We start from the raw sequence: 26,444 nt of genomic DNA, 5'->3' as shown, positions 1-26,444 counted from the left end.
TGTCTGTCAATGCTAAAAGACATTCATTCTTGTATTGAGTGCTTTACGGTACGCATCCGCTACGGGAATGAATTTACCGTTGATCATAATACCGCCGTCCTGAAGGGTGTCAATTTTGCCTACAGAAACAATATAGGAACGGTGGACTCTTATAAAATGATCCTTGGGAAGACGTTCTTCGGCAGTTTTCATTTTACCGTGAATGGCAAACATCTTTTCTTTGGTGTAAAACTTTACATAATCACCCATGGCTTCTGCGTAGAAAATATCATCCAGCTTTAAGCGCCTTGTAATATTGGAATCCCTTACAAAAAGAAACTCGTCCCTTGTGATTTCCACATTTTCTTTTCTGCTTTCAAGAATCGTCTGTGCCTTGCTTACAGCCTGCAGAAATCTTACCGGCATAATGGGCTTTAGAAGGTAATCTGCAATATTAAGCTCAAAGGCTTCCAGTGCATATTCTTTTTTCGAGGTCGTGAAAATGATGATGGTCTCTTTACCGGAAAGGGTTTTCGTGAGCTCAATCCCTGTCATTTCCGGCATTTCTATATCAAGAAATATCAGATCTACTTGATTGGACTGAAGATAATGATAAGCTTCTATGGCATTGGAAAACTCGCTGACAATGGAAAGCTCCGGAACCTGTTTGGCGAGATGGGCTAATGTTGTTCTTGCAATATCATTATCATCCACGATTAAGGCTTTCATAGGTATAGTTGTTTATGATTCACACAAAGATAATTATAACTTTTTTATTTTATGTTATCTGAAATAGGAGCGGATCATCCAGGCCATTTCTTCATGAGCTTCCATCAGGCCTGTAATAAAATCGCTGGTACCGTAGTCTTTATAGGTTTCTGCAAATGGAGTAATATTTCCGCGGAGAAATTCGATAATGCTTTCATGGTCACTTAATAAATCTTTCATGTATCCGGGGCCATCGTTTGTTCTTTCACTGTATTCCGTTAAATGAGTCAGTTCCAGATAGATTTTCATAGTCGCCGGTGCATAATGTCCGATTTTACGCATTCTTTCTGCAACGCTGTCCATCAGTTCATCCAGTTGTTTGTATTGTTCTTCAAAGAAAATGTGATTGGCATGGAAGTTATCTCCGGTTACGTTCCAGTGGGCATTTCTTGTTTTAATGTAAAGCAGTGTTTCATCTGCCAATAATTTTGCTAATTGTTCTGCAACAGCTTCAGTGTTTTTTTCTGTAATTCCGATTTTTGTTTTCATAATAATAAGATTTTAGTTGAGCATTATTGCCTTTTTCTGATGTAAAGGTCAGTCATAATCCTGGAAAACAATCTGTATTTTCGGCGAACGGGCAGAATCAATCGGTGAAAAGCGGACAATTTCCGCTTTCCATAAGTTTCAGAATAATATAACAGATAATTTTATAAGCTGAGATGCTTCTTTAAAAAGGCAAGACTTCCTTCTGCCAATGTCTGAGCATCATAAGGTGATTTCTGCCATAATGAAACCTTTTCCTGCATTCCCGGAATTGAGGAACTGAAATTTTCAAGAACCAAATTCCCTTCAAAATTGATCTTTTTCAATGCCGAGAAAAATTCTTCCCAATTGATGGTCCCTTCTCCAAGCATGCCCCGGTGAGACTCTGTCACATGAATATGCTTCAGCATTTTTCCGGAATTGATGATTGGGTCATAAAAATTATCTTCCTCGATATTCATATGGAAGGTATCAAGGTGAAGGAAGAGATTATTTCGGCCCGTTTTCTTAATAAGTTCCAGTACATTTTCTGCCGTATTGCAGACATAGGATTCATAGCGGTTAATAGGCTCTATGGCAATATCTATACTTTTGGTTTGGGCGTAATCCGCCACATGGCACCACACATCAGCAATGATTTCTTTTTCGTTTTCTGTAAGTGGTTTTCCTGTAAAAACACCGATTCCGCCATGCAGGACACCAGCCAGAAGATGGGTTTCCAGTTCATATACTTTATCGATGGCTTTTTTGATAAGCTTTTCCGCAGCTTCAGGATAGAATGCAATATGAGCGTCTTTGGGAAGGTTCAGTGAGCATACTGCTTCCAGATGGTTGTCTTTCAGTTGTTTTTTTACGGTTTTGGCATCAAAATCCATTGATGCAGGTAACAGTATTTCGATCAGATCAAATCCGGCCTGAGCCGTTTTTTCTATCGCATATTTTCCTGATTCCGCATTCCATAACGGAGTGATCCAGGAGAGTAGGGAAGCCCCTAATTTTATATTCATTATATTTTTTTATTTAATTTAAAAAATCCACCATTCTGTTCGTATTCCGAAATAAGTCCCGTATCTTTTGGCTCCTGACTGCTGTAAAAACGGTGAGTAAAGACTGTTCATAGCCTCATCATTATACCTTGATACTTCTGCAATAAAACGGATGTGGGGTCTTGCCCAGACGCTTCTTTCAGCGGTAGGTACCATGGTAGGAGCTAAAACCAGCTTCATCATTGATGCCGCATCCTGGGTTCCGTTTTTACGGGTTGCATAGTGAAATTCAGAGAGAATATGAAACCAGTTGTTGTAATAATAAGTGGCCCTGATTCCTGTATTAAACTCTGTTTTTTTGTTGAAAATTTCACGGTTATAATAGTCCATCGCTTTATCAGTACTGGTTGATCCTCCTTTACTTTTGGTGAAAACAGCATAGGGATTAAGCGACCACCGGTTTGAAATATTCCAGAGGAAATGTTCAACAACCGTAAGAGAGTAAGCTCCTTTATATGTTTTTGTGACCTCATCAGGAGCTCCGTAGGTTCGCCAGGTCTGTGTGTTACCATTATCACCTCCATTGGCAATTCCTGTCCCGTATCTTACAGAAAGCTGATTGAATGAACCCGGAATTGTTGTTGGAATATCTGTATTTAATTTAGCTCCAAAAACCCAGCCCTGATCCGATGGATATTGCTCTACAGAATTTTCCCCTGATTTTTCTACATGATGAAATTCTGCCAGTAATTTCAGCTTGTGCTTTGTATTTTTAAAGGGAAGGGTCTGCTCAAGGACAAAAACCTCCCTTTGCCTGTAGATCAGGTTTTTTGATCCGCTGATCACATTGGTGTAAGAATATGGAGTGGAGTTGCTGGCTGTGGTATCAATAGCTGCCGGGAAAAACATTGAAAACCTTGTGTTTTTATGTCTTAGTCCCCAACCGGTTGCGGAATGGTCATCAAAATAAAAGTAATCTGCAATGTGAATGTCATCATATCTCAGCCATCTTGATCCCGCCCAGACATCCCAGTCACTTCCCATAATGTTTCTTGCTTCAACAAAGGCTTCCGGCAAGGCAATAATCATCCCCTGATTGGATTTTGAGTCTACATTTCCCAGAAAAGTCCCTCCTGAATAAAAGCTCAGTCTGGCCTGCATATCGATCTTTGTACTTTTTGTACTGTCACCGTTTATCACCGGGCTAAAATGGAAGGCTGGTAAGAAATCTACGTAATCTCCCTGATCCATTCTGCCACCTAAAGATCCCTGATTGTTCAGATTCAGCTGCCTTCCTGTTTTTCCATCGGCATTCGGAGAATAACCGGCTCCGATTCTTCCGGTTGTTCCGAAGGAAAATTTCTTATTGGTTATCGTGATCTGGGCATTAATTTCCCTGCCAGCACACGTAAGTAACATGAGCCAGGCTAATAAAAGCTTTGTTTTCATAGGGATTATTTAAGTGTTTTGGGCTTGTAGAATTTTAATGCAAATAATAAAATAACGACATAGCAGAGAATAGGAAGGAGGTAGGCATGTGCAATATCTTTTTCAGCAATTCTCCCCATGATCGGTGGGAAAACAGCTCCTCCAAACATTGCCATAACCAGGAATGAGGAAGCCTGCTGAACTTTAGATCCTAATCTTTTAAGCCCAAGACTGAATATGGTAGGATACATCACACTGAGGAAAAGGTTGAGCAAAATAAGGCTTACAAATGATACCCATCCGAAACTTTGGGAAATAATCAGGCACAGAACGATATTACATGCGGTAAAAATAGCCAGCAGTTTGTTGGGAGCAATGAATCTCATCAGGAAAGTTCCGATAAATCTTCCGATCATCATCATGGCCATACTTAAAGAAAAGTAATAGGAAGCCTGAATTTCCGGAAGGTGCATTTTTTCTACCCCGTAATTGATAAAATAAGCCCAGGTTCCGCCCTGTGCGGCAATATTAAAAAACTGGGCAATAACTGCAAATATAAAATGTCTCTGCTTGTAGAGCGGTGCGTGCGGATCTGATACAGACTGGTCTTCTCCTTTTTCATTTTCTGAAATGATGATATCTTCCGCATGAGGGTCTTTCAGATCAGGAACCCTGATAAAGCTGAAAATAATAGTAATCGCAAGAATGACAATCCCAATCCAGGTATAAAGATTTTTTACTGAATCCAGTGATCCAGATCCGGAATCAGGAGTTCCGAAAATAAAATATCCGCCTAAAAGAGGACCGATAATAGCTCCCAGACCATTAAAAGACTGGGCAAAATTAACCCTCTGATCACTCGTCCTTTCATCCCCCAAAGCGGCTACAAAAGGATGGGCTACCGTTTCAAGGGTTGCCATTCCCATCGCAAGAACAAAAAGAGCTAGTCTGAAAAAGTTAAATGAGGAAGTGTCGGCGGCCGGAATAAACAGAAAGGCTCCCAGTGCAAACAATGAAAGACCCAGGATGACTCCTAATTTATAACCAAATCTTTTCATAAACAGACCTGCCGGAACGCCCATCAATGCATATGCCCCAAAAATGGAAAGCTGTACCAGCCCTGATTTGGACTTCGAAATGTGAAGAACGTTCTGGAAATGCTTATTCAGAACATCACCCATGGTAAGAGCAATAGCCCAGAAAAAGAATAAGGAGGTAACAAAGGACAGGATGATATAGTATTTTTTATCTGTAAATTTTGGAGTATTCATATCGTATGTTTTTAAGAGGTTTTACAGCTGTTTTTTTCTCTGAATGCCTTGAATTCTTCATAGGTATAATCCGGACATGCTCCTGATTTCGATGTGATAAAGGCTCCCAGTGAAGTTGCCTGTTTCATGATCTCTTCCGGCGATTTTCCCTGAATTCTTTTAGACAGAAACCCGGCAAGAAAAGAATCCCCACTGCCCACAGTATCTGCAATTTCAATATGAACTGCCGGAAAATTATAGGCAGTATCCCCCACAAAATATCTGGCGCCTTTACTTCCTTTCGTAAGCACAATTTCATTCAGATTAAAATAAGTCTGGAGATGTCTGATACTGGTATCTTCATCAATATAGTCTTCACCGAGATATTCAAGAATTGTTCTGAGCTCTGCCTTATTCATTTTAACAAGGTCAGCTTTATGCAATAATTTTTTAATGAATTCAAAATCGATGAAAGGAGGGCGGAAATTAACATCAAAAACCCTGAACTTTGAATATTCCAAAAGTTGCAATAGTGTATTTTGGGAAGCTTCACTTCTTGTGATCAGACTTCCAAAAACAAATGCTTCTGAATTTTGAATCAGTTCTTTATGTTCCGGCAGAGGTTGGATATAGTCCCAGGCAACTTCCTTTACAATGTCATATACAGCTTCTCCATGCTCATCAAAATCAGCAATTACAGTTCCTGTAGCCTTTTCCTGGTCTACCTGAATGAAATCTGTTGTTATTCCCCAATCCTGAATTTGGTTAAGAAGACGGTGCCCTAATTCATCATTTCCTATACGGCTTAGCATTTTGGTGCCGATTCCCATTTTAAAAAGGTTGTAGGCAACATTAAATGGTGCACCACCAGCTCTGGATCCGGAAGGGAAGATGTCCCACAGAACTTCTCCGAAACATACCACGTGATTTAATTTATTTTTTATCATAATAGATTAAACGTTTAAGTTGTTATTTAAAAAAAATGATTGTTATAGATTTGATTATTTTAAAGATGCTTTGGCAATCAGTTTGGCGGATAATGTTATTCTTTTACCTGTTGCTGCGTAATGGTTAATTTGTCCGTCCAGAAGCTTGATAGCCTCTTCAGCCATTTCTTCAATGGGCTGCTGGATGTAGGTAATCTCCGTAGGGAAGAGGTCATAGGCATCCGTTTCATCAAATGCCAATACTGAGACCTGTTCCGGAACTTTTATATTGTTTTTAACGAGATAGGAAAGCCCTGCTACCGCAAGTTTATTACTGGAAAAATATAACGCAGTATTTTCTGGAGTTTTCCCCAACGTACTTTCAAGCTTAGAATGTACCTCCTGTACAATATTTTCCAATCCTACCAGAAGATATTGAATTTCAACTGTTTTGCTGGAAGAACTTACCGCTTTCTCAAAACCATGCTGGCGGTCCAGAAGATGTGGAAGATCAGTTTCATAGCCAACGTAGATCATTTTGTCAAAGTTCTTATTAAGAAGCAGGCTGGCTGTGTTTTCCGCAATCTCTTGATTATCAATGGTAATTCCGGGAACAGAAACCCCTTTAAGATATCTGTCAATCGTTACAACAGGATATTTAATATGAATAAGGTTTTCTAGTGTCTTTTCTGATCCTGCTACGGGGGCAACGATCATTCCGTCTACCTGCTGCTGTGAAAAGAGTTCGGTAAGTTTTTTAAATTTTTCTGCATTCTCATCAGAACTGCCGATGATCAGGGTATAACCCAACTTTAAAGCTTTATCTTCAAGATTTCTTGCCATATGGGAATAGAAGTCATTGGAGATATCCGCCACGATTAATCCAAGAAGCTTTGTTTTATTGGTTTTCAAACTTTTTGCAATCTTATTCGGAGTGTAGTTAATCGTTTCAGCAATTTCAAAAATTTTTTTCCGGGTCTCCTCACTGATACGCTGTCCTTCCTTTCTGTTAAGAACATAAGATACAGTGGCTACGGAAACTCCTGCCAGTTTAGCAATATCTTTTATGGAAGACCTTTTCATTTTATTTTTTTAGTGCACAAAAATATTTCAGAAAATAGTAAAAAAACAATAGCTGTTTTTTTTGGTGGTTTCCGAAAAATATGTAATTTCGCACTTTTTTTAAAAATAACCAACATCTTCATTATCAGCGTTTTACTTTATTGTTGTCTTTTTTCAATATGAATAAATTGTTAACTTATTGAATGTAGAGATTAAATTTAGGTTAAACGTTTATCCAATAAATTTAATTTTTAAATTTAAACAGCTGGAAACTAAGTTTTATATTTAATAATAAAGAAACATAATAATGAGAGTTTTTACTTTATACTATAAAATAAAACCCTGCAACTCATATGAATTGCAGGGCTTATTTTGAGAATACAGTCTTTTAACTTAAAATATCACATGGCGCTACACAGATCACCCATGGACATCTTTTGATTCCCGGAGGTGGGCAGCAGGCTTCAGAGCAGCTTGTCGCTCCGCCATTAATATTCCTCAACTGGTCTCTTGAAATTTTTTTTACATTTTTCATAGTCAAGTAATTGAATTACACTGAAATTAAGGCTGGTTTCCGCCACCGCATCCGTCGTAAGGCATACATTGCCACTTACCACCGATTAAACAAAGTTGACCACCTCTGCAGTCAATTCCTCCCTTAATTGTTTTCAATTCTTTTCTTTCGATTTTCTTTAAATTTTTCATAATAAATTGTACGTTTAGTTCAATTCGAAATTAATAAAATTTTATCAACCATGATAGAATTATTGTAAAATTTTTATTTTTTAGTTGCTTAATTGTAGAATGATTAAAGTTTATTTTATGTAATGAAGTAAAATGTTTTTTGGGAATAAGTTTAAACCAATCCTTAAACTATTCCTCTCATTTCTATAAAATCTTGCCCTGTGACAAGTCCGTTTTCCGATCGGGTTGGTAACTTTGACTTAAAATTAATCCACCAAATCTGATAATATTATGAAAAGTCTATTCAAATTCTCTGCAGTATTGTTCTTTATTATTATCCTTGCCTCCTCTCTGGTATATGGACAAAAAATAAAACCTTCTGAAAGTGGTTATGCACCTGTTAATGGCATCAAAGTTTATTATGAAGTCTATGGCAAAGGAAAGCCTCTTGTACTGTTACATGGCGCTTTCATGACGATTGATTTGAACTGGGGTGAATTGATCCCGGAATTGTCCAAAAACAGAAAAGTAATAGCTCTTGAATTACAGGGACATGGTCACACGCCTTTTTCAGAAAGGAAATTATCACATGCTACTTTAGCCAGTGATGTTACAAAGGTAATGGACTATCTGAAAATAGACAAGGCAGATGTGGCAGGGTACAGCTTTGGAGGTGAAGTGGCCTATAAACTGGCTATTCAAAGTCCGGAAAGACTGAACAAACTGGTTATCATTTCATCAACCTATAAAACTAACGGATGGCTGCCCGAAGTAAATAAAGCTCTTGAAGGAATGAAACCTGAACTCTTTACAAACAGCCCTATGCATACTGCTTATAATGCTGTAGCACCTGATAAAACAAAATGGAAACCATTTCTGGAGCAGATGATGGCTTCTGCCGGACAGCCTTTTGACCTGGGTGATGATAATATCTCTAAAATTCCGGTGCCTGTCTTAATCATAGCTGGTGATAATGACGGATTGGATAAAACAGAACTTTCAAAAACCTATAAATTATTGGGAGGTGATGTTTTTGCAGATATGGGCGAATTACCAAAGTCCCAGCTGGCTATCGCTCCCGGACAAACCCATGTAAGCCTGATGATGCAGACGGCAATGATTGTGAATTATCTGAATGTTTTTTTGAAATAATAGAATGCCATCAAAGAATTGAAATCTGTTTATAAAGTTCAAAATCTATACTATGAATACAAAATTTGAGGCAGGAATTAATATTGCTATCAAAATTCCCAAAAATAAATACGAAAAAACGGTTGCTTTTTACAGGGATATTTTAAAATTGAATGTTGAGGAAAAGCCGATAAAAAATCCCACTGTTTCCAGAACCCACGAGGTGAAATTCGGGAATAATATCATATGGCTGGATTGTGTTGACAACTATACCCATTCTGAAACATGGCTCCAGCTTACCGTTCCCGATGTAGAAGCTGCTACACAATATCTGCTGTCAAACGGTGTGGAAACCTGTGACGAAATAGAAGAGCTTCCTGAAAATATGCACTGGATTACCGATCCTGCCGGTACCGTGTTCAATTTACAGGAAAGAAAATAGCCAAAAACAGAAGTGCGATGTAAAAAATTGCTTAAAATAGAGCTTTGCCCAAAATTTTAATATCTTTAGCCATCAAATCATTACAATTTAAAATATTTTTATGCAGACGAGACCATTCCATTTCATTGTCACCATCTTTTTTCTGGTATTAAGTGCAACTGCATTTTCACAGAAAACAGCCGTGTTGGGTTCTTTACTGGACAAAAACTCAGAATTCATATTCCCACAGACTCCGGATAAAATTTCAAAAGCGTTGAACGTAAAAACTGTTTTTTATGAAGATGCCAACGAAGAAAAATATGCAAAATGGCCTATGAAAACAGGACTGGAGCTTTATTGCAGCCTGGGAAAAGACAATAGTATCAATGAGATGTTTTTTGTGACTTCAGACAATAAATCTGTCATTGTGGAAGGGCTTCCTTTTGGTCTTGTTCTGAATAAAAGTACATTACAGGACAGTAAAACGAAGTTCGGTAAGTACAATGCCAAAATACAAAAATCGGGAGCAGACAGTGAATTCCCCGGAGGGTCCAAACTGGTTTTTAAAAAAGGGAAACATTATACAACATTGCTTTTCGACAGTAAGAACCTGTTAAAATCAATAGGTTTAACAACAGAACTAATGGATCCCGCAGCTAATTGAGTACTGAAAAAATTATATAATATAGTATCCGTCATTATTGACGGATTTTTTTATCCTCAGACGGCGTTGACTTTAAAATAAATCTATATCGTCAGTCCATGGTTGTTTTTTACCTCAGCCATCACAAAAGTACTGTGCGTGCTGCCGATAGAATCTACGGATCCCAGCTTGTTAAATACAAAATCCTGATAATGCTTCATATCCCGCACCTGCACTTTCAGAAGGAAATCAAAATCTCCGGAAATATTGTAACATTCCGCAACTTCTTCAATTTCTAAAATTTCTTTTACAAAATCATACCCCACAGACCGGTCATGAATTTTAAGTTTGATCTGGCAAAACACCGTAAATCCACGGTTCAATTTTTCAGCATCAAGAACTGCCGCATATCTTTTAACAAAACCTTCCTGTTCAAGCCTTTTTACCCTTTCGAAAACCGGTGAAGTAGAAAGGTTCACTTCTTTAGCGAGCTCTTTAACGGTAAGTTTGGCGTTTTTCTGGAGGAGCCTGAGCAGCTGTACATCCTTATCATCGAGTTGTTCCACAGAATATTATTCTTTTAAATGATTAAAACAGTCAAATATAAAGAATTATATGCTTTTATTTTTACTTTATGAAGTTTAATTTGCTTAATTATTTGTTTTATATTGTGTTTTTATTCTGTATTACTAATTTTACACAAAATTAAAAACTTTTACTGACAACCTTTGTTAAAGGTAAAAGTACAGTTCTTTACAGATACTTCATCAAACAGGAAAGGTTTTACTTAAGGTAGATTAATAGGGAATCGTGTGCAAATCACGAGCTGTCGCGCAACTGTAAGTAACCCACCAAAAGTTTCTGTCCTTGCAGATCCACTGCCAAAAGCGGGAAGGATGACAGAAACTGTTACAAGTCAGGAGACCTGCCTTTACTGAATTGACAATGCTTTCGCGGGCTGAAGCTTTGGGTCATACAGATGATATATCAGATTTTGTATTTTCTTATGAAGGGAAATACATTGTCTGCTATGTCACTATTTTCCTGAAACTTTTTCTGCAAAACATAACGAAGCATTTTAAAGAACTTCCCAATAAGTTTAATTAAAAAGTTTAAAAAAATGCAAACTCACATTCTTGGCTATCCGCGTATCGGTAGCAAAAGAGAACTCAAAAAAGCCTGCGAGCAGTACTGGTCAGGTAAAATCCTTTTGGAAGAACTTCTGAACACCGGAAGAACTCTCTGCAGTCAAAACTGGAATATCCAGAAAGAAGCAGGAATAGATCTTATCCCATGTAATGATTTTTCATATTATGATCAGGTATTGGATATGAGCCTTGTAGTAGGTGCCATTCCAACACGGTACCATGAAGTGGTGCTTAAAAAAAACAATACTGAGCTGGATCTTTACTTTGCCATGGCGAGAGGCTATCAGAAAGATGGATTGGATATCACTGCCATGGAAATGACCAAATGGTTCGATACCAACTATCATTACATCGTTCCGGAATTTTATAAAAATCAACAGTTTAAGCTGAGCTCAGATAAAATTTTCAATGAATTTGCAGGAGCAAAACAAGCTGGAATCAATGCGAAACCGGTTATTATCGGACTGGTTTCTTATCTGTTATTAGGAAAAGAAAAAGAAGAAGGATTTGATAAACTGGATCTGGCCGGAAATCTTCTTCCTGTTTATACAGAGATTTTAACCAAACTTCAGGAGCAGGGTGCAGAATGGATCCAGTTTGATGAACCTTTTCTGGCATTGGATTTAACAGAGAAAGCCAAAGAAACTTACCGTTATGTGTATGCCGAAATCAGAAAACGTTTCCCGAAACTGAAATTTATTGTGGCTTCCTATTTTGACGGATTAAAAGACAATACTTCACTTGCCGTTTCACTTCCTGTCAATACATTGCATGTTGATCTGGTTAGAAATCCTGAGCAGCTGGATGATATTCTGAATGTTATTCCGGACAGTCTAAACCTTTCATTAGGACTGGTTGACGGTAGAAATATCTGGAAAAATGATTATGAAAAATCCTTGTCTTTCATCAGAAAAGCTGTTGAAAAATTAGGATCTGAAAGGATTTTCATTGCACCATCATGCTCATTGCTTCACTCACCTTGCGACCTGGATTTTGAAACCAATCTTAACCCGGAAATTAAGAACTGGCTGGCTTTTGCCAAACAAAAAGTGGCAGAAGTTGTAATGCTTAAAGAGCTGGCTTCCGGAACGGAAAATGAACAGATTTTTGAAGCATTTGAAGAAAATAAAAAAGCAATTGAGAGTAGAAGAACTTCTTCTCTTATCCATAATAATGAAGTGAAGCAAAGAGCCAATGCTGTTACTGAAAAAGATGCTCAGAGAATAAACACCTTCAAAATCCGTAAAAAAGAGCAACAGGAAGTATTGCAGCTTCCTTTGTTCCCCACCACTACGATCGGATCATTCCCGCAAACCACAGAAGTAAGAAGCTGGAGAGCAAAATTTAAAAAAGGAGAACTGACAGCAGAAAAGTATGATACCTTACTGAAAGAGGAAACGCAGAGAACAATCCGCTGGCAGGAAGACATCGGAATTGATGTATTGGTTCATGGAGAATTTGAGCGAAACGACATGGTGGAATATTTCGGAGAACAGTTGGAAGGATTTGTATTCACTAAAAACGGTTGGGTACAAAGCTACGGAAGCCGTTGTGTAAAACCACCTGTGATATTCGGTGATGTTTCCCGCCCGACTCCGATGACGGTGTACTGGTCTCAATATGCCCAATCTCAGACTGAAAAATGGGTAAAAGGAATGTTGACAGGTCCGGTTACCATTTTACAGTGGTCTTTTGTACGTGATGATCAGCCTCGTTCAGAAACTTGTAAGCAGATTGCCTTAGCTATTCGTGACGAGGTTGTGGACCTGGAAAAAGCAGGAATCAGAATTATTCAGATTGATGAGCCTGCCATCAGAGAAGGTCTTCCATTAAGAAAAGCAGATTGGCAGAACTATTTGAAATGGGCCGTAGAAGCTTTCAGAATTTCAGCAAGCGGAGTAGAAGATGCTACCCAGATCCATACACATATGTGCTATTCCGAATTCAATGATATTATTGAAAATATTGCCGATATGGATGCCGATGTGATTACGATAGAATGTTCCCGTTCTCAGATGGAGCTGCTGAATGCTTTTGCAGATTTCAAATATCCGAATGAAATTGGTCCTGGAATATATGATATTCACTCACCAAGAGTTCCGTCAAAAGAAGAAATGACTGAACTGCTGAGAAAGGCTCAGAATGTCATTCCTGCCAATCAGCTCTGGGTAAATCCGGATTGCGGACTGAAGACAAGACACTGGGAAGAAACCGAAAAAGCTTTAATCGCAATGGTGGCTGCTGCCAAAGAAGCTTCAGTAGAATATGCGCTTTAGAAAACTTTTACAATAATTAGATTCAATAATTAAGATCGTGTTATGATTTTCATGGCACGATCTGTTATTTTTAAACTATTAAAATTTTTGAAGAATAAAGTAGTTGAAAATCGTTCTGATTTAAAGAGTAAGTAAACTTGTCTTCATAATCTTAACACCTAATAGGATCTTAATGGTTCAAAATCTAAGTTATTTTGCCTGTAAAGCAGTTGGCGGATAGCCAAATTGTTTTTTAAAGGCAAATGAGAAATGGGATAAATTTTCAAATCCAAGATCCAGATAAATATCAGAAACGGACTTTCCTTTTTGGCTTAGCAGAAAATGAGCTTCCTTTAATCTTCGAAGCTGCAGCCATTGTCTTGGCGGAATTCCGAATATCTTTTGAAAATCCCTTTTAAATGCAGACAGACTTCTCCCCGTTAAATAAGCAAAACGTTCTACATTGACATTGAAATGAAAGTTTTTATTCATAAAACTCTCAATATCTATTTTATAGGGCTCGGAAAAATCAAACAAAATATCCTTAAGACCGGGATCGTAATTCAACAGTAAGAGGAGAGCTTCTTTTTGTTTAAGCCTCAGGATTTCTTCAGAAGCAGGAAGATCTTCATACGGTAATAATGAGTACATAAAAGAATGTAATGCCTTTTGCTCCGGTTTTATATAGGCCTGGACATTGTCCTTTTTTTCTGCCTGATACCCATACTCACGGCTGAAGTCATGAAGCATGGCATCGTCAAAATAGATGGATATGGTTTTGATTTCCCCATTTTTGGGTGGATATTTTGCAAATTTTAATAAATGGTTTTTTCTGGCAGAATAGAGTTCTCCTTCTTTAAATATCGTTTTTGTGATGCCATCATTAAGTTCCATTTCCCCGGAAAGCACCAGGCCGAGGCTGTGAATTCGTGCAAATTGTTCTCCTTCCCTGAATTCTGAAAAATGACAGGAATAATTGATGGGAAAAGGAATATTATTTTCGCTCATAGCTCAGAAAGTTGTTTCTTGATCAATTCTTATTCAAACTTACAAAACTTTTCAGGATCATAGAATCTCCACAGCAAAGTAATCCTGAGAATATTTTGCTGTGAAGAAGATCATATTAAGCCAGAATCGTTTTGGGTTCCAGGTAAGCTTCCAGTCCGAATACACCAAACTCACGTCCAATACCGCTTTGCTTGAAACCACCGAAAGGAGCGTATGGATCGTGGGCAAACCCGTTAATACAGATTCTTCCGGCATCAATCTGTGCGGCTACACGTTCTGCATGTTCATGATTATCAGAACTGATATAAGCTGCAAGACCATAAGTAGTGTCATTGGCAATGGCAATTGCTTCTTCCTCATCAGCATAAGGAATAATAGACAGTACAGGCCCGAAAATCTCTTCCTGCGCGATACGCATATCATTACGGACATTGGTAAAGATGGTTGCTTTTACAAAATTACCGCTTTCAAGACCTTCCGGTTTTCCTTCACCACCTGCAAGCAGAACGGCTCCTTCTTCCTGTCCCAGACGGATATAACTTTGTACTCTTTCAAATTGTTTTACACTCACCATAGGTCCTACAAGAGTATCTTCTTCAGCAGGATTTCCTACCTTTACCTGTCCGGCTGCTTTTTTAGCCAGTTCATTTACCTCCTCCAGTCTGTTTTGCGGAACCAATAATCGGGTAGGGGCGATGCAGGCCTGACCATTATTCATATAAGCCCCGAAAACAGCCATAGGAATTGCTTTTTCAAAATCGGCATCTTCAAGAATGATATTAGGAGACTTCCCTCCAAGTTCCAGGGTTACCCTTTTCATGGTGTCTACAGCTCCTTTGGCAATCGCTTTTCCTGTAAGTGTAGATCCGGTGAAAGAGATTTTTGCGATATCAGGATGCTGAGTAATTTCATTTCCAACTACATTTCCTAATCCGTTGACGATATTGAAAACTCCTTCCGGAAGGCCGGCTTCGTGGAAACATTCAGTAAGCAGCTGGGTTTGTGCCGCACTCATTTCGCTGGGTTTGATAACAGCGGTACACCCGGCAGCAATGGCAGTGGCAAGTTTATTACAGATAAAGCTGTTGCTGGCATTCCATGGGGTAATGATTCCAACTACACCTAAAGATTCAAAACGTACTTTGGAATGTCCCACCGTTCTTTCGAAATCATAAGATTCCAAAGTATTGATGGTGGCTGTAAAGGCAGAGACTGCATTCTGGACACTCATTCTGCTGAACTGTAAAGTTCCTCCATATTCATTCACCATAACAGCAACCAACTCATCTTCTCTTTTGCTTACAGCATCGTGCAGTTTTCTGAGAAAATGGATCCTTTCTTCCTTTGTTGTTTTTGAAAAAGTTTTAAAAGCTTTCTTTGCTGCTGCAATGGCCATTCTGGTATCTTCTTCATTTCCCAGAACCACTTCTCCGGTTTTTTGGTTAGTAACGGGATTGATAAGATCAAAAGTTTCTGTTCCTCTTGGCGTAACAAATTCGCCGTTGATGTAAATTTTATTAATCTGATTCATTTTTGATGATTTTAATACCACAAATTTCGGCAGAAACGAAAAAGAGAGGTTTGTTGTAAAGCTCAATTTTTCTTTGTTGTATGGTCCATTGTAAAGCTTGTTCATTTTTATTTTTTGAATTTATCCGTAAAAAGTTCCGTTCTCCAATAAAATTGACTACTTTTATCATAACCAAGTAAATAAAACGTTTTGAGAACAACTCTTAAACTTATTTTCGCTTAGTATCAGTCTCAGTAACCACAGGCTGATCGTTCTTTCGTTTGGGTAATTCTGCCTGAACAGGTTTTTATTTCATCCTATTATTTATCGTATTCACTGTTAAAGGTGACTTTATCTCTGCTATTCCGGCTTTGACCAATGCTATTGATCAAAACTTTACTGCAGAGAAAAACTATAGCTTACCTGATCTTTGAATAATACTACAGAGGTATACCTTTCTGTAATGCGTGAATAATATGGAAAAATCCAACAAAGAATATTAAGCACGATTATAAGTAATGAATACCCAATATATCTGGGAGGTAAAAGCGAAAAATACTCCCTTACTCAAAAAGAAATGCAATCAATGTAGCAGCGACAGATTTCAATGCAGTGATAAATTCAGACTGAATGCCCAGAAAAAGAATATTGATATATGGCTGATTTACCGGTGTGTAAAATGCCGCAATACCTATAATATGACCGTATTTTCAAGAATCAGAACAGAATCTATCAGTAAAGAAACATTCCGTAAATTCTCAGAAAACAATGTGGAAACTGCCTGGCAATACTCTTTCTCACAGGAAATAAGAAGAAAAAATAATGTGGAAGCCGACTGGGAAAGTGTGGAATATGAAATTCTATACCCAAATCTTCCCGTAGAAGATCTTATGAATAGGGAAGATGAGTTCATTTCTTTTCAAATACAGTCTTCTTTTGATTTTAATATGAGAGTCTCAACAGTCATGCGAATCTGTTTAGGGCTTTCATCATCTAAACTGAACCTCTTGCTTGCTTCAGGTAAGGTTTACTTTAATGAGAAGCCTCTTCAAAAGAAATATAAGTTCAAGAATGGAGATATTGTTGATATCAACAGGCAGGAGCTGATCAATATTTATCTTATCGGAAAAGAGGATTTTTTCTCAACACAGTAAATGATCAATAATTATAAAAGCCTTCCGGTTGTTGATCGGGAGGCTTTTTATTGAGTTCACTTTATGTATTTCATTTGGATTAATCCCACTTATTTTGGGTTGAAACTGCATATTTTCCTGCGCCGGTAAAGAAAAAGCTTAAGCTTACAAGCATATAGATGACAAGCAGTTCCAAAGCCCAGCCTCCGAATTCATTAAGTTTGAAAATATTAGCTGTTTGCGCCAGTAGGGTAGCTGTGAAGCAATTGGCAGCAAAGATTAATCCTGCCAGACGAGCCCGAAATCCTATGATCAGCATGACAGGTGCAATAATTTCTCCTGCAAACACACCATACGCAAAAAATGGCGGTAAGCCATGAATGCTCATCATATCTTCAATAAAACCAACTCCATGGATCACTTTACTGATTCCATAAACCGACATTGGAAATGCAATTGCTATTCTGGTGATCAGTAATCCTGAATCAATGTTTTTTTTCATTTCTTATAAATTATTTAAAAGTTATATTTTACAAATGCCCCGATATTTTCCAGGGTCTTTTTTCCGTTATTAAACTGGTCGAAATTGGAAGCCAGCCCGTACATCATTTTATCCTTTTTCAGGCCCAGTCTGATAAACTGCAGCCCTCTGGGATATCCACTATTATCGAGGTTTCCAATAGCGAGTACACTGAAGTATCCTTTGAAATTTTCTGTCAGATAAGGGGTGTATTCAAATGATACAGACTGTTCCAGAGAAAATCCTTTCTGATACGTAGTTCCTATAGAGTAGGAAAGTGAATAGGAGGACTGGATGATTTTATATTGCAGATAAATACTGAAAAATGCGCCGGGATTTTTCATTCCCAATGCCGCATTGGCACTAAGTCTTTTGGTAAGATTATACGAGAGGGTATTTCTGATGAAGAATATGTTTTCTTTATCTTTGGTATATTCTGTATCAAATAGGGTAAGATTGTTCAGTTTCAACCGTTCATTCAGCTGATAATTGATATTGTGCATATAAGTATAGGAGCGATGTCCTAAAACAAGATCCGGGGTATAGGAAAGCTGCTGTGCATTCAGGCTCAGGGAAGCTGATACAAGAGCTGTTATAGCGATAATTTTTGCCTTCATATTTCACTCATTAAATTTCTGTGAGCAAAATTATTCAGGCCGGAACGGAATAAACTTAAGAAATCTTAAGAAACGTCAGACAGGTGTTTTTTTCTCAGATAGCTGAGGTATTCTACGGTGATTCCCAGGTAGGAAGCGATCATGTATTGAGGAAAACGCTGTTCGATATTACGGTAAGTAGTGACAAATGTGCGGTATTTGGTATAAGCATCAACACGGGAATGTTCAAAGGTTCTTTCCTGTAACGTAACATAGGCACTCTGCATCTTCAGACGCCAGAACTCTGAGACAGCCGGAACTTCTTTGTACAATGATTCCAGATTATTTTTACTGATCTGTATGATGGTGGTATCTTCATTAGCCTGAATAAACATTCTTGAAGGCAGTTCGCTAAGATAGCTGTAAAGATCATTTACCCACCAGTTTTCAATACCCAGCTGAGTGGTATTTTCTTTTCCTTTTTCATCAATGTGGTACGCATAGAGGCTTCCCTGTGCAATGAAACGCATATGTCTGGAAACCTGTCCTTCGCGAAGCAGATAATCTTTCTTTTTAAGTTGTATAATTTCTAATTTGGAACTAATACAGTCAATATCATTATCTTTTAAAGAGACAATTTCTCTAAAGTGTTCTATGAGTTGTGAAACTATTGTATCTGTATCCATCATTAGATTTTGTATGTATAGGCACAAATTTACGCAAATATTAAATTACGGAAGTAAGATGAAACAATTATACATAAGAAGACCACAATTTATCATGTAAATTGTGGTCTTCCTCAACTAAGAACTATTTAACTACGATTCTGTTTTCAAATAACCATAATGTAAAACAGTTTCCTTTCCGAATAAGCTTGAGAAAATATTCTGAAACTCATGGATATATTTACACTTTATGGCGTTCCCGTATATTTTCAGCCCTTCCAGTATTTTTCTGGAACTCAGGTCTATATCATATTTTATAAAAGCTTCCGGTCTTTCATACCGTATACTCTGATCTGAACTGTCTGTTCGTGAAAAGCCGAGCTTTTCAAGCCATTCTTCCGTTATTTTAATCGGTTTAATGGATGCTGCCGGGACCGAAATACTTTGAATATCATTTTCAATTTTAACAAAATAAGCCTGTTCGACATTTTGAAAGATCTCAGCAATGGTATAAATCTGATTTTTATACTCAACCAAGTTCTTGATTTTTAGATCTGCTACGTTCATAATATTTTGATTTTAAATGGTGATATGGTCTTTAGTAAAATAGCAAATAGTATGCCCGACATTGCATTGTTAAATCTTGTTTTGAAGGATATTAGGTTAAATTTTTGATATAAAAAATTAACAATACGTTAAAATAGTACACTATACGTGAATTATCACATAATCATGAAGTACCGGATGTGGTATCTATGTGGTATTAGTTTTTTATTCCCGCTTTTGGATTGGTATTAAAAGTGGTAAGAAGAAGAGCGGTTATAATACTTATCATAAGAACTGCTATGAAAACATCCCATGAAAAGGCATGAAGCAGATAACCGGTACCGCTTCCCAGAATACTTGAACCAAAATAATAAAAAAGCCAGTAAATAGAAGTGGCTGAAGATTTTCCCCGCCTTGCATACAATGCAGTCATCTGACTGGCCATAGTATGAGCAGCGAAGAATGAAAGGGTGAAAAGCCCAAGTCCGAAAATAAGAATATAAATATTTTCAGATAATAGAAGGGCAGCTCCGGTAAGCATGCACAGGATAGAAGCTTTCAGAATACTATTCATCGGAAACCTTCTGGAAAGACGGCCTACGATCATCGTTCCGAAGACTCCAAAAATATACATCAGAAAGATAAAGGCTATAATAAAATGGCTTAACGAAAAAGGTTTTGCTTCCAGTCTGAATGTCAGGTAATTATAAACACTCACGAAAACTCCCATCAGCAGTGCGGCAGTACAATATAACCGAAGCATATAAGGGTTGGTAAGGAAAAATTTCATTTGTTTTACCTTTAGATGATAATCTGTTTTCTGTGGATTGAAGAACTTTGATTCCGGAAACAGTTTCCAGAATACAGCGCCTAGGATTAAACTTTCTATGCCAATCAGAAGAACGGCATTACGCCATCCGAATTCCCCCGCAAACAAAGTAGCCATTATTCTTCCGCTCATTCCTCCAATGGTATTACCGCTGAGATACATACTGATGGCTGCTGGTACTGCCAGAGCATCCACTTCTTCCGTAAGATAGGCCAGAGCAACTGCAGAAACCCCGGAAACAACAAAACCTTTCAATACTCCAACGGCAATCAGGAGTGTTAAATCGGGTATCCAGGTAGAAATAACAGTAAGGCTCGCAGAAGAAATCAAAGAAAAAACAATGAGGCTTTTTCTGGAATAACTGTCAGCTTTAAAGGCAAAAAATAATAAGCCCAATGCCATACCTATCGTGGATGAAGATACCAGCAGGGAAGTATCACCTACGGATACCCCAAACTGTTCCGCAGCCATAGGCAGCATCGGTTGGAAAAGATAAAGTTGTGCAAAAACCGAAAGTCCTGAAAAAAAAATACAAAGTTTTATATATCGGAAACGTAAGCTTCCCTGAATGGCTTTTTCAGATGAATTCATGATTTTTTTGCAATTACAATGCAGTGGTTTTACAGAAAATTTGTCTTGTAAATTTCCTGATTATTTTCCGAACTTAAAAATTATTATCTCAATGATATTGATTGGCGAAACAAATCAATGAAGCTGCAGACTGTTGATGTACTCTGAAGGAGTAATATTCTCCATCTGTTTGAAAACTCTGTTGAAGGTGGACTGATTAGAAAATCCTGCTTCTGTGTAAATATACATAAGGGTTACTTTTTCAATGTCATTTTCATGAAGTAATCTTTTTACACACTCAATTCTGTGCATATTCAGGTAATTATTGAAGTTGGGATATCCTTTTGCACGAATTGATTTTGAGATATAACTACTGTTGATTTCCATTTCTGTGGAAAGCTTTGAAATATTGAAATTAACATCTTTATACAGCTGTTTCTCTCTCATCACTGATTCAATTTTTTCAAACAGTTCATCCGCAAAAGGAGCTTTGTCTGCTGTAGGAACCGGCTGTATTGCTGTACTCTGGGCTTTCTCCTCAATTTCATGGTAAATTTCAACCCGTTTTATTTTATCCTTAAAATAGAGCAGGAGTGCAATGACTGCTACATTGGAAATCATAAGGATGGTATCGGTAATTCTTACATCTTCTGGTTGGTGTATCGGGAATTTAAAGCTGAAAGATTTAGAAATAAGGTATCCCGCTATAATATTCAGCAAAACATATATGCTGTAAATAAAAACATACTTTCTTTGAAAGAAAACATAGGCTGCCAGCGGAATCGGAATAAGCCAGACAAAACTCGCTATAGAATTGTTCCAGAAAGCCAGCATAATGTAAAAATTATAAAGCGTCGCAATAATGATGTAGGAATGCACCATGACATTCACCGAGTAGGTTTTGCGCACAATCAGATACGTATACACCATTAAAAAAAGTCCTCCGAAAAGATACCAGGCCATTATTTTATCAGGAATAATAAAAGTAAATATTAAACCAAATAGGGCAAGAATAACAGACATCAGAATATTATAATAATACACCAGTTGTCTTTTGTACTGTTCAATTTTTATGTCTTTTTCGGTGGTCATTTGTGGCAGAAGGTAATTTTAAATCATTCCAATATTTTCTCGTAACAGTCAGATTTTAAAAAATGACTGGTTTAACTTTCTGGTTATTAGCGATTTGTGTTTTGTGAGCTGTTTCCTGTTTTTCATTGATTATTGATGGATTTGATTTGTCAGTCCGGATAACTTTGCACCAGCTAGCTCAACAAAGGCTGATTGATGATCTATCAATTAACCCTAAACGATTTATTCAATTTTTAAATAAATCAAATAATTTTTAAACAAATATACTAAAATGGAAAAAATAAAATTACCTCTTGCCAGCATTATGATGTGTTTTTCAATTGCGGCATTTTCCCAGGTTGGGATCAATACAGATTCTCCTAAAGTAACATTACATGTAGAAGGAAAACCGGACGTGGCTACTGCTGCTGATGGAGTGATGGCTCCCCGAATGACAGGAGACCAGTTAAGAGCTAAAGATAATGTTTATCTGGCAGCTCAGACCGGAGCTTTGGTCTATGTAACCCAGGCGGTAACTATTCCTTCTGTAAAAACTGCAAAAGTAGATAAAGCCGGCTATTATATGTTCAACGGAACTACCTGGAAATTTGCTTTTGGAGGACAGGATAATGATATTCCCATTGGAGATTTAATCTATTATCACGGGAGCATTCCTGCAGGTACTTCAGGAGCCAGTACATTGGCCAGTACTTATCTTACCGATCTTCCGGTTTTGGGAGGTTTCCTGAGACTTGATGCCCAGTTTAACAGCAGTTCAGCAGGTACGGGAGCGGCTACCACTTTTAATCCGAGACTTTACAATGTAGGAACTTCAGATGTGAAAATCTGGGTTTCGGAAATGTCTACCCATACCGGTGATTCTGATAATGGAAATATTAAATTATCACCGGGAGCTTACAGACAATTTGATGATGGTGTTTATCTTACCCAGACCCATAATGAGACGGTAACATTTGATATTACCGTACAGGAACCGGAGCCAAGATGGTACAGAGTGTATTATGCATTCCGTGTAGATAATAAATCTACAACAGGAAGCAGCGATGCTACAACCACAGATTCCAATACTTCTGATAATACAAGGGAGTTATTTCTCTCTGTACAGAGACTGTACTAGTACACCGACAGATGATTCTAAAAATACAATGATAAAAAATAACGCATAAAAAATCAATGGGTTAGCTATTAAAATCTCATGAGATTTGTGTTTTTTCGGGGCAGGAATACTTTAAATTCCGGCCCCGTTTTCTTAATGCATCATTTCATAGACTTTAATCAGCTCTGCAATATTTCCGACATTAAGCTTTTGAAAGATTCTTTTTTTATACGTACTTACTGTAGACATCTGAATATTGAGCCTGTTGGCAATTTCCAGATTACCGTTGCCGTCCGCCAGAAGTTTAAAAATTTCGTATTCCCTGGATGATAACTTCTCTACGGGATTATTTCTTTTGTTTTGAATAATAAGACCAATCAGCTCTGCGGGGTAGAAATATCCCTTTTCAATGACCGTTTTCACCGCATTTTTAATTTCCTCTTCACTGCTTTGTTTATTCAGATAGCCTTCAGCCCCTTCCCTGATATATTGGATGGCTACATCTTTATCATATCCTGAGAATATGAGAATTTTAAGGTCATTCTGTATATCTTTAAGCTCTGGAACCATTTTTTTATATTGGGTTCCCGGCATATCAATGTCTAAAATAATAAGGTCATACCGCTGATCTTCAAGTTTCTTTTTCACCTGGTCATAATTTTCAGCAAAATCTATATTCAGACCCGGATAAGCAGTTTCAAGAACCAAACAGGTTCCTGCCCTTACTACATAATGATCATCAGCAATTAAAATTTTTTCATTCATAAAGATTAGTTTTTTTTGAGCGTTACTTCCACAACAGTTCCCTTAGGATGGTTTTGCCTGAAATTCATTTCAGCATTGATCTTTTTTACCAGATGGATAACCATATGCAGACCCAATCCTTTTCCTTTAAAACTGGGGGTTTCCAGTTTTGGATTTCTGAACAGATTCATATAGATAGCAATCTGTTCCTCAGACATTCCTGTTCCTGTGTCACTAATTATTATTGTGGATTTTTGTAGATTTTCGGTAATCCTAAGGGTAATGTTTCCCTGAGAGGTATTCTTCACAGCATTATCAAGGAGGTTATGAATAATGGCTGTTAAAATACTTTCATTTACCCTGGAATAGATGACACCCTCAGTAAGATTGGTAATCGTAGTTCCTTTTTCTTTAGCAATTTCACAGAACAGCTTGTTCTTGGTCTCCAGGATTCTGTTGATGGGATATTCCTTTTCTTCGAAAATATTTTCTGCCTTATAAAGTTCAGTATACTCTTTCAAATTCAGCGTAAACTGATAAAGCTGCTCTGATGATTTATAGATACTGTCAAAATACTTTTTCTGAAGTTCCACATCATCAGACTCATGAAGTTTCTGGGAAAGCATAGCTATAAATCTGATCGGAGTGGTAATGTCGTGGCTGATGGTTTCCACCAGTTTTTTCTGGTATTCCGTTTCTTTCTGAAGGTTATTTTTTACGACCTCCAGGTGAAGAGAGGTTTCCTTCAGTTCAGAGTTTTTATTATGGACAATCTGTTTTAAAGCTTTATTTTTTATCCTTAGAAAATTTGTGGTTAACTGAACGATAACGATGATGATAATAAGGATAATGATGGAGGCAGACACTCTGAACAGCAATGTCTGATAAAAAAGAGGCTGAATTTTGAAACGTACTGTTTTTTCTTCATATTTCCCGTCAGCAGATATCAATACCCTTACCCTCAAGGTGTAATCCCCTGGAGAAAGATTGCTGATGGTGTATTTTAATTCTTTCCCTGTTGCGATCTTTTCCCATCCGGTATTTTCTTTTCCGGATATTTTAGCTTCAATATAAAGATTTTCCGGATTGGAAAAATAAGGAATATCAATAAAGATATCCGCTGTTTTGTAATCATTTTTCAAATCAAGGATCTGATGGAAATACTGAGGCTCAGAATTACCGATTTTTACCCTTTCTATATAAATGTTATTTCTTCCCGGATAATACGTCTGAATATTTTCCGGATTGAAAAACACAAAACCATCCATTGAAGGGAATACAAAATCCCCATTCTCAAGAGCATAGGCGTTAGGTTCTGAACTTCCATTAAATTCATTGGTCAGAAAACCATCCTTTTTAGTGAAACGATAATAGAAAACCGGAGTGTTTTTATGGTCTGCATAGCGCAGCAATTGCTTTTTGGAAACTTTAAACATCCCATTGTTTGAAGAAATCCAGTAATATCCCTTTTTGTCTTCAAGAATATAATGAGCTGACTGAAGATAATCGTTGATGTCGTTTGGCATCTTGACAAGCTTATGATTTCTAAAAAGATAAAAGCCGCTTTTCTCCGTTGTAATCCATATCAGATTATCTTTTGTCCTGATAATGCTTTTGACATGGATATTTTTGATCAAAGGAGTTATGGTATTGCTTCGCAGTGCTATGGAATAAAGGCCGTCGCTGTTTCCGGTCAGAATTTCATTCTCATTATATTGATGAAAAATATTGACAAAACTTTTAAAAGTATAGGTGTAATCCGGCTGGCTGAATATATCCTTTTTGTATAAATGAAGCTGAGTGCCTGAAAGATCTGTGAAGGTAGTGCCGTAAAGAGTTCCGCTTTTCATAAATGTTTCAAGCCCCTTTTTAACAAAAGTGGAATCCTTCTTTTTATAGCTCGAATTTTTATAAAACCTGACAATATGGTTTCTCTTTTTGATCAGAATATTTCCGGAATTGTCATACATCATGAGATAATTGTCATTGTTTCCGAAAAGGTGGCTGTTTACAATTCCGTTTCTTCCGAATTCTGTTCCGTCCTCAGCAATGATTGTGCTTTGGCTGAAAGGAAGAGATGCGAAATATACATTGCTGGAAAAATCAGCTTTTTTTCTTGATACATAGAAATTGGAAAGCTGAAGAACATTCAGACCGTTATTAAGCGTTCCCAGGTACAATTTGTTGAACGCTTTATCATAGAACATCGAACAGTAGGAATGATTTCCGATTTCTTCAAAATTGACAAGAAATTTTAAACGGAGATCCTTTTCGTTGCCTTCTAAAAGGTAAATATTGTCGTGGTTAATAATAAAAGTCTGATTGGTAATCTGCTGCCAGTATATTTTCGTATCAGGATGGTTAAAAAGTGTTGGTTGATCAGAAACAGAAAGATTTCCCTTGTAGATAGAGTAGGTTTTTCTTTTTTTCAGATCATTGATGAAAAGGTGGTTATTCAGTACAAAAATGTAATTCAGGTCTTTATTGGTAAAAGGCAGTGTAATCTTTATTTCCTTGTTCCCTTCCTTATAAATGATGGCATTTTTTTCGGTAAAATGATAAACAGAATTCTTAAGCTGAATAAAATACTGGACGTCATTATAGAAATCCGATGTAATGATATTATTGGCAATACGGTGCAGGATATCGGTACCATTGCAATAGGTCATTTTATCATGGGCAGTGAGCCTTGCGATTTTGGGAAACCTGTTTTTAATAATGATTTTACTTTCCTGAAAATTATTAAGAACCGTTATACTATCAAGACAGGGATCTCCTATAAATTCACCAAAATGCAGATTATTTACCCTGAAATTACTGAAGGTAATAAAAGAACTGCCGTCATACCTCACCAGCCCGTTTTCGGTAGAAATCCAGATAAAGCCATATTTGTCTTTGACAATGGCCTTTGCACTGCTTTGTGGAAGCCCATTGTCTATGTTGTACCACATAGAGGTATAGTGCTGTC

General features: G+C 37.4%; 26 protein-coding genes and 1 riboswitch. Of the genes, 6 read left to right on the top strand and 20 right to left on the bottom strand.

The window, feature by feature from the left end:
• Positions 1–12 precede the first annotated feature (12 nt).
• From AC59HC_RS06875 to AC59HC_RS06835, 9 genes are all read right to left on the bottom strand, one after another.
• Positions 13–708, bottom strand: coding sequence for a LytR/AlgR family response regulator transcription factor (locus AC59HC_RS06875; protein ID WP_343642573.1), 696 nt, complete (start codon positions 706–708; stop codon positions 13–15).
• 54 nt (positions 709–762) lie between these two features.
• Positions 763–1,236: a Dps family protein gene (locus AC59HC_RS06870; protein ID WP_482399533.1), complete on the bottom strand. Its 474-nt coding sequence runs from the start codon at positions 1,234–1,236 to the stop codon at positions 763–765.
• A 161-nt stretch (positions 1,237–1,397) separates the two neighbouring features.
• On the bottom strand, positions 1,398–2,240 hold the full coding sequence (locus tag AC59HC_RS06865) for a sugar phosphate isomerase/epimerase family protein (protein ID WP_496558296.1): 843 nt from the start codon (positions 2,238–2,240) through the stop codon (positions 1,398–1,400).
• A gap of 18 nt (positions 2,241–2,258) precedes the next feature.
• Positions 2,259–3,668: a carbohydrate porin gene (locus AC59HC_RS06860; RefSeq protein WP_496558295.1), complete on the bottom strand. Its 1,410-nt coding sequence runs from the start codon at positions 3,666–3,668 to the stop codon at positions 2,259–2,261.
• A gap of 5 nt (positions 3,669–3,673) precedes the next feature.
• Entirely contained in the window at positions 3,674–4,918 is a 1,245-nt protein-coding gene (locus tag AC59HC_RS06855) for a sugar MFS transporter (RefSeq protein WP_496558294.1), read from the bottom strand.
• An 11-nt stretch (positions 4,919–4,929) separates the two neighbouring features.
• Positions 4,930–5,844 carry a carbohydrate kinase family protein gene (locus AC59HC_RS06850; RefSeq protein ID WP_496558293.1) on the bottom strand — a complete coding sequence of 305 codons (915 nt, stop codon included), beginning with the start codon at positions 5,842–5,844 and terminating at the stop codon, positions 4,930–4,932.
• A gap of 54 nt (positions 5,845–5,898) precedes the next feature.
• Entirely contained in the window at positions 5,899–6,906 is a 1,008-nt protein-coding gene (locus AC59HC_RS06845; RefSeq protein WP_496558292.1) for a LacI family DNA-binding transcriptional regulator, read from the bottom strand.
• 367 nt (positions 6,907–7,273) lie between these two features.
• The gene (locus AC59HC_RS06840) at positions 7,274–7,420 is read right to left on the bottom strand and encodes a bacteriocin-like protein (protein ID WP_171006234.1); all 147 of its coding nucleotides are present in this window, start codon (positions 7,418–7,420) and stop codon (positions 7,274–7,276) included.
• Between the two features lie 26 nt (positions 7,421–7,446).
• Positions 7,447–7,590, bottom strand: a complete 144-nt coding sequence (locus AC59HC_RS06835; protein WP_171006235.1) for a bacteriocin-like protein — start codon at positions 7,588–7,590, stop codon at positions 7,447–7,449.
• A 270-nt stretch (positions 7,591–7,860) separates the two neighbouring features.
• On the opposite strand from AC59HC_RS06835, the gene AC59HC_RS06830 reads away from it, so the two are divergent.
• The 3 genes from AC59HC_RS06830 to AC59HC_RS06820 all read left to right on the top strand — a co-directional run bounded on the left by AC59HC_RS06830 (position 7,861) and on the right by AC59HC_RS06820 (position 9,785).
• Positions 7,861–8,721, top strand: coding sequence for an alpha/beta fold hydrolase (locus AC59HC_RS06830; RefSeq protein ID WP_496558291.1), 861 nt, complete (start codon positions 7,861–7,863; stop codon positions 8,719–8,721).
• A 52-nt stretch (positions 8,722–8,773) separates the two neighbouring features.
• Positions 8,774–9,142, top strand: coding sequence for a VOC family protein (locus AC59HC_RS06825; protein ID WP_496558290.1), 369 nt, complete (start codon positions 8,774–8,776; stop codon positions 9,140–9,142).
• Between the two features lie 100 nt (positions 9,143–9,242).
• Complete coding sequence (locus tag AC59HC_RS06820; RefSeq protein WP_496558289.1) at positions 9,243–9,785, top strand: hypothetical protein; 543 nt, start codon at positions 9,243–9,245, stop codon at positions 9,783–9,785.
• 83 nt (positions 9,786–9,868) lie between these two features.
• Here the strand turns inward: AC59HC_RS06820 and AC59HC_RS06815 are convergent, their stop codons facing one another.
• Complete coding sequence (locus tag AC59HC_RS06815) at positions 9,869–10,330, bottom strand: Lrp/AsnC family transcriptional regulator (protein WP_047422640.1); 462 nt, start codon at positions 10,328–10,330, stop codon at positions 9,869–9,871.
• 195 nt (positions 10,331–10,525) lie between these two features.
• Positions 10,526–10,711: riboswitch (cobalamin riboswitch) on the top strand.
• A 173-nt stretch (positions 10,712–10,884) separates the two neighbouring features.
• Between AC59HC_RS06815 and metE the strand changes: the two genes are divergently transcribed.
• Entirely contained in the window at positions 10,885–13,188 is a 2,304-nt protein-coding gene (metE, locus tag AC59HC_RS06810; RefSeq protein WP_496558288.1) for a 5-methyltetrahydropteroyltriglutamate--homocysteine S-methyltransferase, read from the top strand.
• Between the two features lie 189 nt (positions 13,189–13,377).
• Here the strand turns inward: metE and AC59HC_RS06805 are convergent, their stop codons facing one another.
• Entirely contained in the window at positions 13,378–14,175 is a 798-nt protein-coding gene (locus AC59HC_RS06805) for a helix-turn-helix domain-containing protein (protein ID WP_496558287.1), read from the bottom strand.
• A gap of 115 nt (positions 14,176–14,290) precedes the next feature.
• The gene (locus tag AC59HC_RS06800; protein WP_496558286.1) at positions 14,291–15,706 is read right to left on the bottom strand and encodes an aldehyde dehydrogenase family protein; all 1,416 of its coding nucleotides are present in this window, start codon (positions 15,704–15,706) and stop codon (positions 14,291–14,293) included.
• 497 nt (positions 15,707–16,203) lie between these two features.
• Here AC59HC_RS06800 and AC59HC_RS06795 point away from each other — a divergent pair, with 497 nt between their 5' ends.
• Positions 16,204–16,839: a DUF1062 domain-containing protein gene (locus AC59HC_RS06795; protein WP_496558285.1), complete on the top strand. Its 636-nt coding sequence runs from the start codon at positions 16,204–16,206 to the stop codon at positions 16,837–16,839.
• A 79-nt stretch (positions 16,840–16,918) separates the two neighbouring features.
• Here AC59HC_RS06795 and AC59HC_RS06790 read toward each other — a convergent pair whose 3' ends face one another.
• From AC59HC_RS06790 to AC59HC_RS06765, 6 genes are all read right to left on the bottom strand, one after another.
• Entirely contained in the window at positions 16,919–17,320 is a 402-nt protein-coding gene (locus tag AC59HC_RS06790) for a DoxX family protein (protein WP_411413891.1), read from the bottom strand.
• Positions 17,321–17,334: 14 nt separating this feature from the next.
• The gene (locus AC59HC_RS06785) at positions 17,335–17,955 is read right to left on the bottom strand and encodes a hypothetical protein (RefSeq protein ID WP_411413892.1); all 621 of its coding nucleotides are present in this window, start codon (positions 17,953–17,955) and stop codon (positions 17,335–17,337) included.
• 65 nt (positions 17,956–18,020) lie between these two features.
• Positions 18,021–18,623, bottom strand: coding sequence for a Crp/Fnr family transcriptional regulator (locus AC59HC_RS06780; protein ID WP_343642547.1), 603 nt, complete (start codon positions 18,621–18,623; stop codon positions 18,021–18,023).
• A 129-nt stretch (positions 18,624–18,752) separates the two neighbouring features.
• Positions 18,753–19,166, bottom strand: a complete 414-nt coding sequence (locus AC59HC_RS06775; RefSeq protein WP_062670388.1) for a hypothetical protein — start codon at positions 19,164–19,166, stop codon at positions 18,753–18,755.
• Positions 19,167–19,362: 196 nt separating this feature from the next.
• The gene (locus AC59HC_RS06770; RefSeq protein WP_496558284.1) at positions 19,363–20,565 is read right to left on the bottom strand and encodes an MFS transporter; all 1,203 of its coding nucleotides are present in this window, start codon (positions 20,563–20,565) and stop codon (positions 19,363–19,365) included.
• Positions 20,566–20,679: 114 nt separating this feature from the next.
• Positions 20,680–21,636 carry a helix-turn-helix domain-containing protein gene (locus AC59HC_RS06765; RefSeq protein ID WP_496558283.1) on the bottom strand — a complete coding sequence of 319 codons (957 nt, stop codon included), beginning with the start codon at positions 21,634–21,636 and terminating at the stop codon, positions 20,680–20,682.
• A gap of 271 nt (positions 21,637–21,907) precedes the next feature.
• Between AC59HC_RS06765 and AC59HC_RS06760 the strand changes: the two genes are divergently transcribed.
• Positions 21,908–22,753 carry a phage tail-like protein gene (locus AC59HC_RS06760; protein ID WP_496558282.1) on the top strand — a complete coding sequence of 282 codons (846 nt, stop codon included), beginning with the start codon at positions 21,908–21,910 and terminating at the stop codon, positions 22,751–22,753.
• Between the two features lie 132 nt (positions 22,754–22,885).
• Here AC59HC_RS06760 and AC59HC_RS06755 read toward each other — a convergent pair whose 3' ends face one another.
• Complete coding sequence (locus AC59HC_RS06755; RefSeq protein ID WP_062670379.1) at positions 22,886–23,497, bottom strand: response regulator; 612 nt, start codon at positions 23,495–23,497, stop codon at positions 22,886–22,888.
• A 5-nt stretch (positions 23,498–23,502) separates the two neighbouring features.
• Entirely contained in the window at positions 23,503–26,427 is a 2,925-nt protein-coding gene (locus AC59HC_RS06750; RefSeq protein ID WP_411413894.1) for a sensor histidine kinase, read from the bottom strand.
• Positions 26,428–26,444 lie beyond the last annotated feature (17 nt).

The organism is Chryseobacterium sp. DZ-32 (assembly GCF_059587025.1).
This window is presented reverse-complemented; position numbering and strand designations above follow the sequence as displayed.

What these genes read in the sequence shown, in the direction of transcription:
- AC59HC_RS06875 (WP_343642573.1), bottom strand. Translation starts at nt 708, where the DNA reads ATGAAAGCCTTAATCGTGGATGATAATGATATTGCAAGAACAACATTA.
- AC59HC_RS06870 (WP_482399533.1), bottom strand. Translation starts at nt 1,236, where the DNA reads ATGAAAACAAAAATCGGAATTACAGAAAAAAACACTGAAGCTGTTGCA.
- AC59HC_RS06865 (WP_496558296.1), bottom strand. Translation starts at nt 2,240, where the DNA reads ATGAATATAAAATTAGGGGCTTCCCTACTCTCCTGGATCACTCCGTTA.
- AC59HC_RS06860 (WP_496558295.1), bottom strand. Translation starts at nt 3,668, where the DNA reads ATGAAAACAAAGCTTTTATTAGCCTGGCTCATGTTACTTACGTGTGCT.
- AC59HC_RS06855 (WP_496558294.1), bottom strand. Translation starts at nt 4,918, where the DNA reads ATGAATACTCCAAAATTTACAGATAAAAAATACTATATCATCCTGTCC.
- AC59HC_RS06850 (WP_496558293.1), bottom strand. Translation starts at nt 5,844, where the DNA reads ATGATAAAAAATAAATTAAATCACGTGGTATGTTTCGGAGAAGTTCTG.
- AC59HC_RS06845 (WP_496558292.1), bottom strand. Translation starts at nt 6,906, where the DNA reads ATGAAAAGGTCTTCCATAAAAGATATTGCTAAACTGGCAGGAGTTTCC.
- AC59HC_RS06840 (WP_171006234.1), bottom strand. Translation starts at nt 7,420, where the DNA reads ATGAAAAATGTAAAAAAAATTTCAAGAGACCAGTTGAGGAATATTAAT.
- AC59HC_RS06835 (WP_171006235.1), bottom strand. Translation starts at nt 7,590, where the DNA reads ATGAAAAATTTAAAGAAAATCGAAAGAAAAGAATTGAAAACAATTAAG.
- AC59HC_RS06830 (WP_496558291.1), top strand. Translation starts at nt 7,861, where the DNA reads ATGAAAAGTCTATTCAAATTCTCTGCAGTATTGTTCTTTATTATTATC.
- AC59HC_RS06825 (WP_496558290.1), top strand. Translation starts at nt 8,774, where the DNA reads ATGAATACAAAATTTGAGGCAGGAATTAATATTGCTATCAAAATTCCC.
- AC59HC_RS06820 (WP_496558289.1), top strand. Translation starts at nt 9,243, where the DNA reads ATGCAGACGAGACCATTCCATTTCATTGTCACCATCTTTTTTCTGGTA.
- metE (WP_496558288.1), top strand. Translation starts at nt 10,885, where the DNA reads ATGCAAACTCACATTCTTGGCTATCCGCGTATCGGTAGCAAAAGAGAA.
- AC59HC_RS06805 (WP_496558287.1), bottom strand. Translation starts at nt 14,175, where the DNA reads ATGAGCGAAAATAATATTCCTTTTCCCATCAATTATTCCTGTCATTTT.
- AC59HC_RS06800 (WP_496558286.1), bottom strand. Translation starts at nt 15,706, where the DNA reads ATGAATCAGATTAATAAAATTTACATCAACGGCGAATTTGTTACGCCA.
- AC59HC_RS06795 (WP_496558285.1), top strand. Translation starts at nt 16,204, where the DNA reads ATGAATACCCAATATATCTGGGAGGTAAAAGCGAAAAATACTCCCTTA.
- AC59HC_RS06790 (WP_411413891.1), bottom strand. Translation starts at nt 17,320, where the DNA reads ATGAAAAAAAACATTGATTCAGGATTACTGATCACCAGAATAGCAATT.
- AC59HC_RS06785 (WP_411413892.1), bottom strand. Translation starts at nt 17,955, where the DNA reads ATGAAGGCAAAAATTATCGCTATAACAGCTCTTGTATCAGCTTCCCTG.
- AC59HC_RS06780 (WP_343642547.1), bottom strand. Translation starts at nt 18,623, where the DNA reads ATGATGGATACAGATACAATAGTTTCACAACTCATAGAACACTTTAGA.
- AC59HC_RS06775 (WP_062670388.1), bottom strand. Translation starts at nt 19,166, where the DNA reads ATGAACGTAGCAGATCTAAAAATCAAGAACTTGGTTGAGTATAAAAAT.
- AC59HC_RS06770 (WP_496558284.1), bottom strand. Translation starts at nt 20,565, where the DNA reads ATGAATTCATCTGAAAAAGCCATTCAGGGAAGCTTACGTTTCCGATAT.
- AC59HC_RS06765 (WP_496558283.1), bottom strand. Translation starts at nt 21,636, where the DNA reads ATGACCACCGAAAAAGACATAAAAATTGAACAGTACAAAAGACAACTG.
- AC59HC_RS06760 (WP_496558282.1), top strand. Translation starts at nt 21,908, where the DNA reads ATGGAAAAAATAAAATTACCTCTTGCCAGCATTATGATGTGTTTTTCA.
- AC59HC_RS06755 (WP_062670379.1), bottom strand. Translation starts at nt 23,497, where the DNA reads ATGAATGAAAAAATTTTAATTGCTGATGATCATTATGTAGTAAGGGCA.
- AC59HC_RS06750 (WP_411413894.1), bottom strand. Translation starts at nt 26,427, where the DNA reads ATGTGGTACAACATAGACAATGGGCTTCCACAAAGCAGTGCAAAGGCC.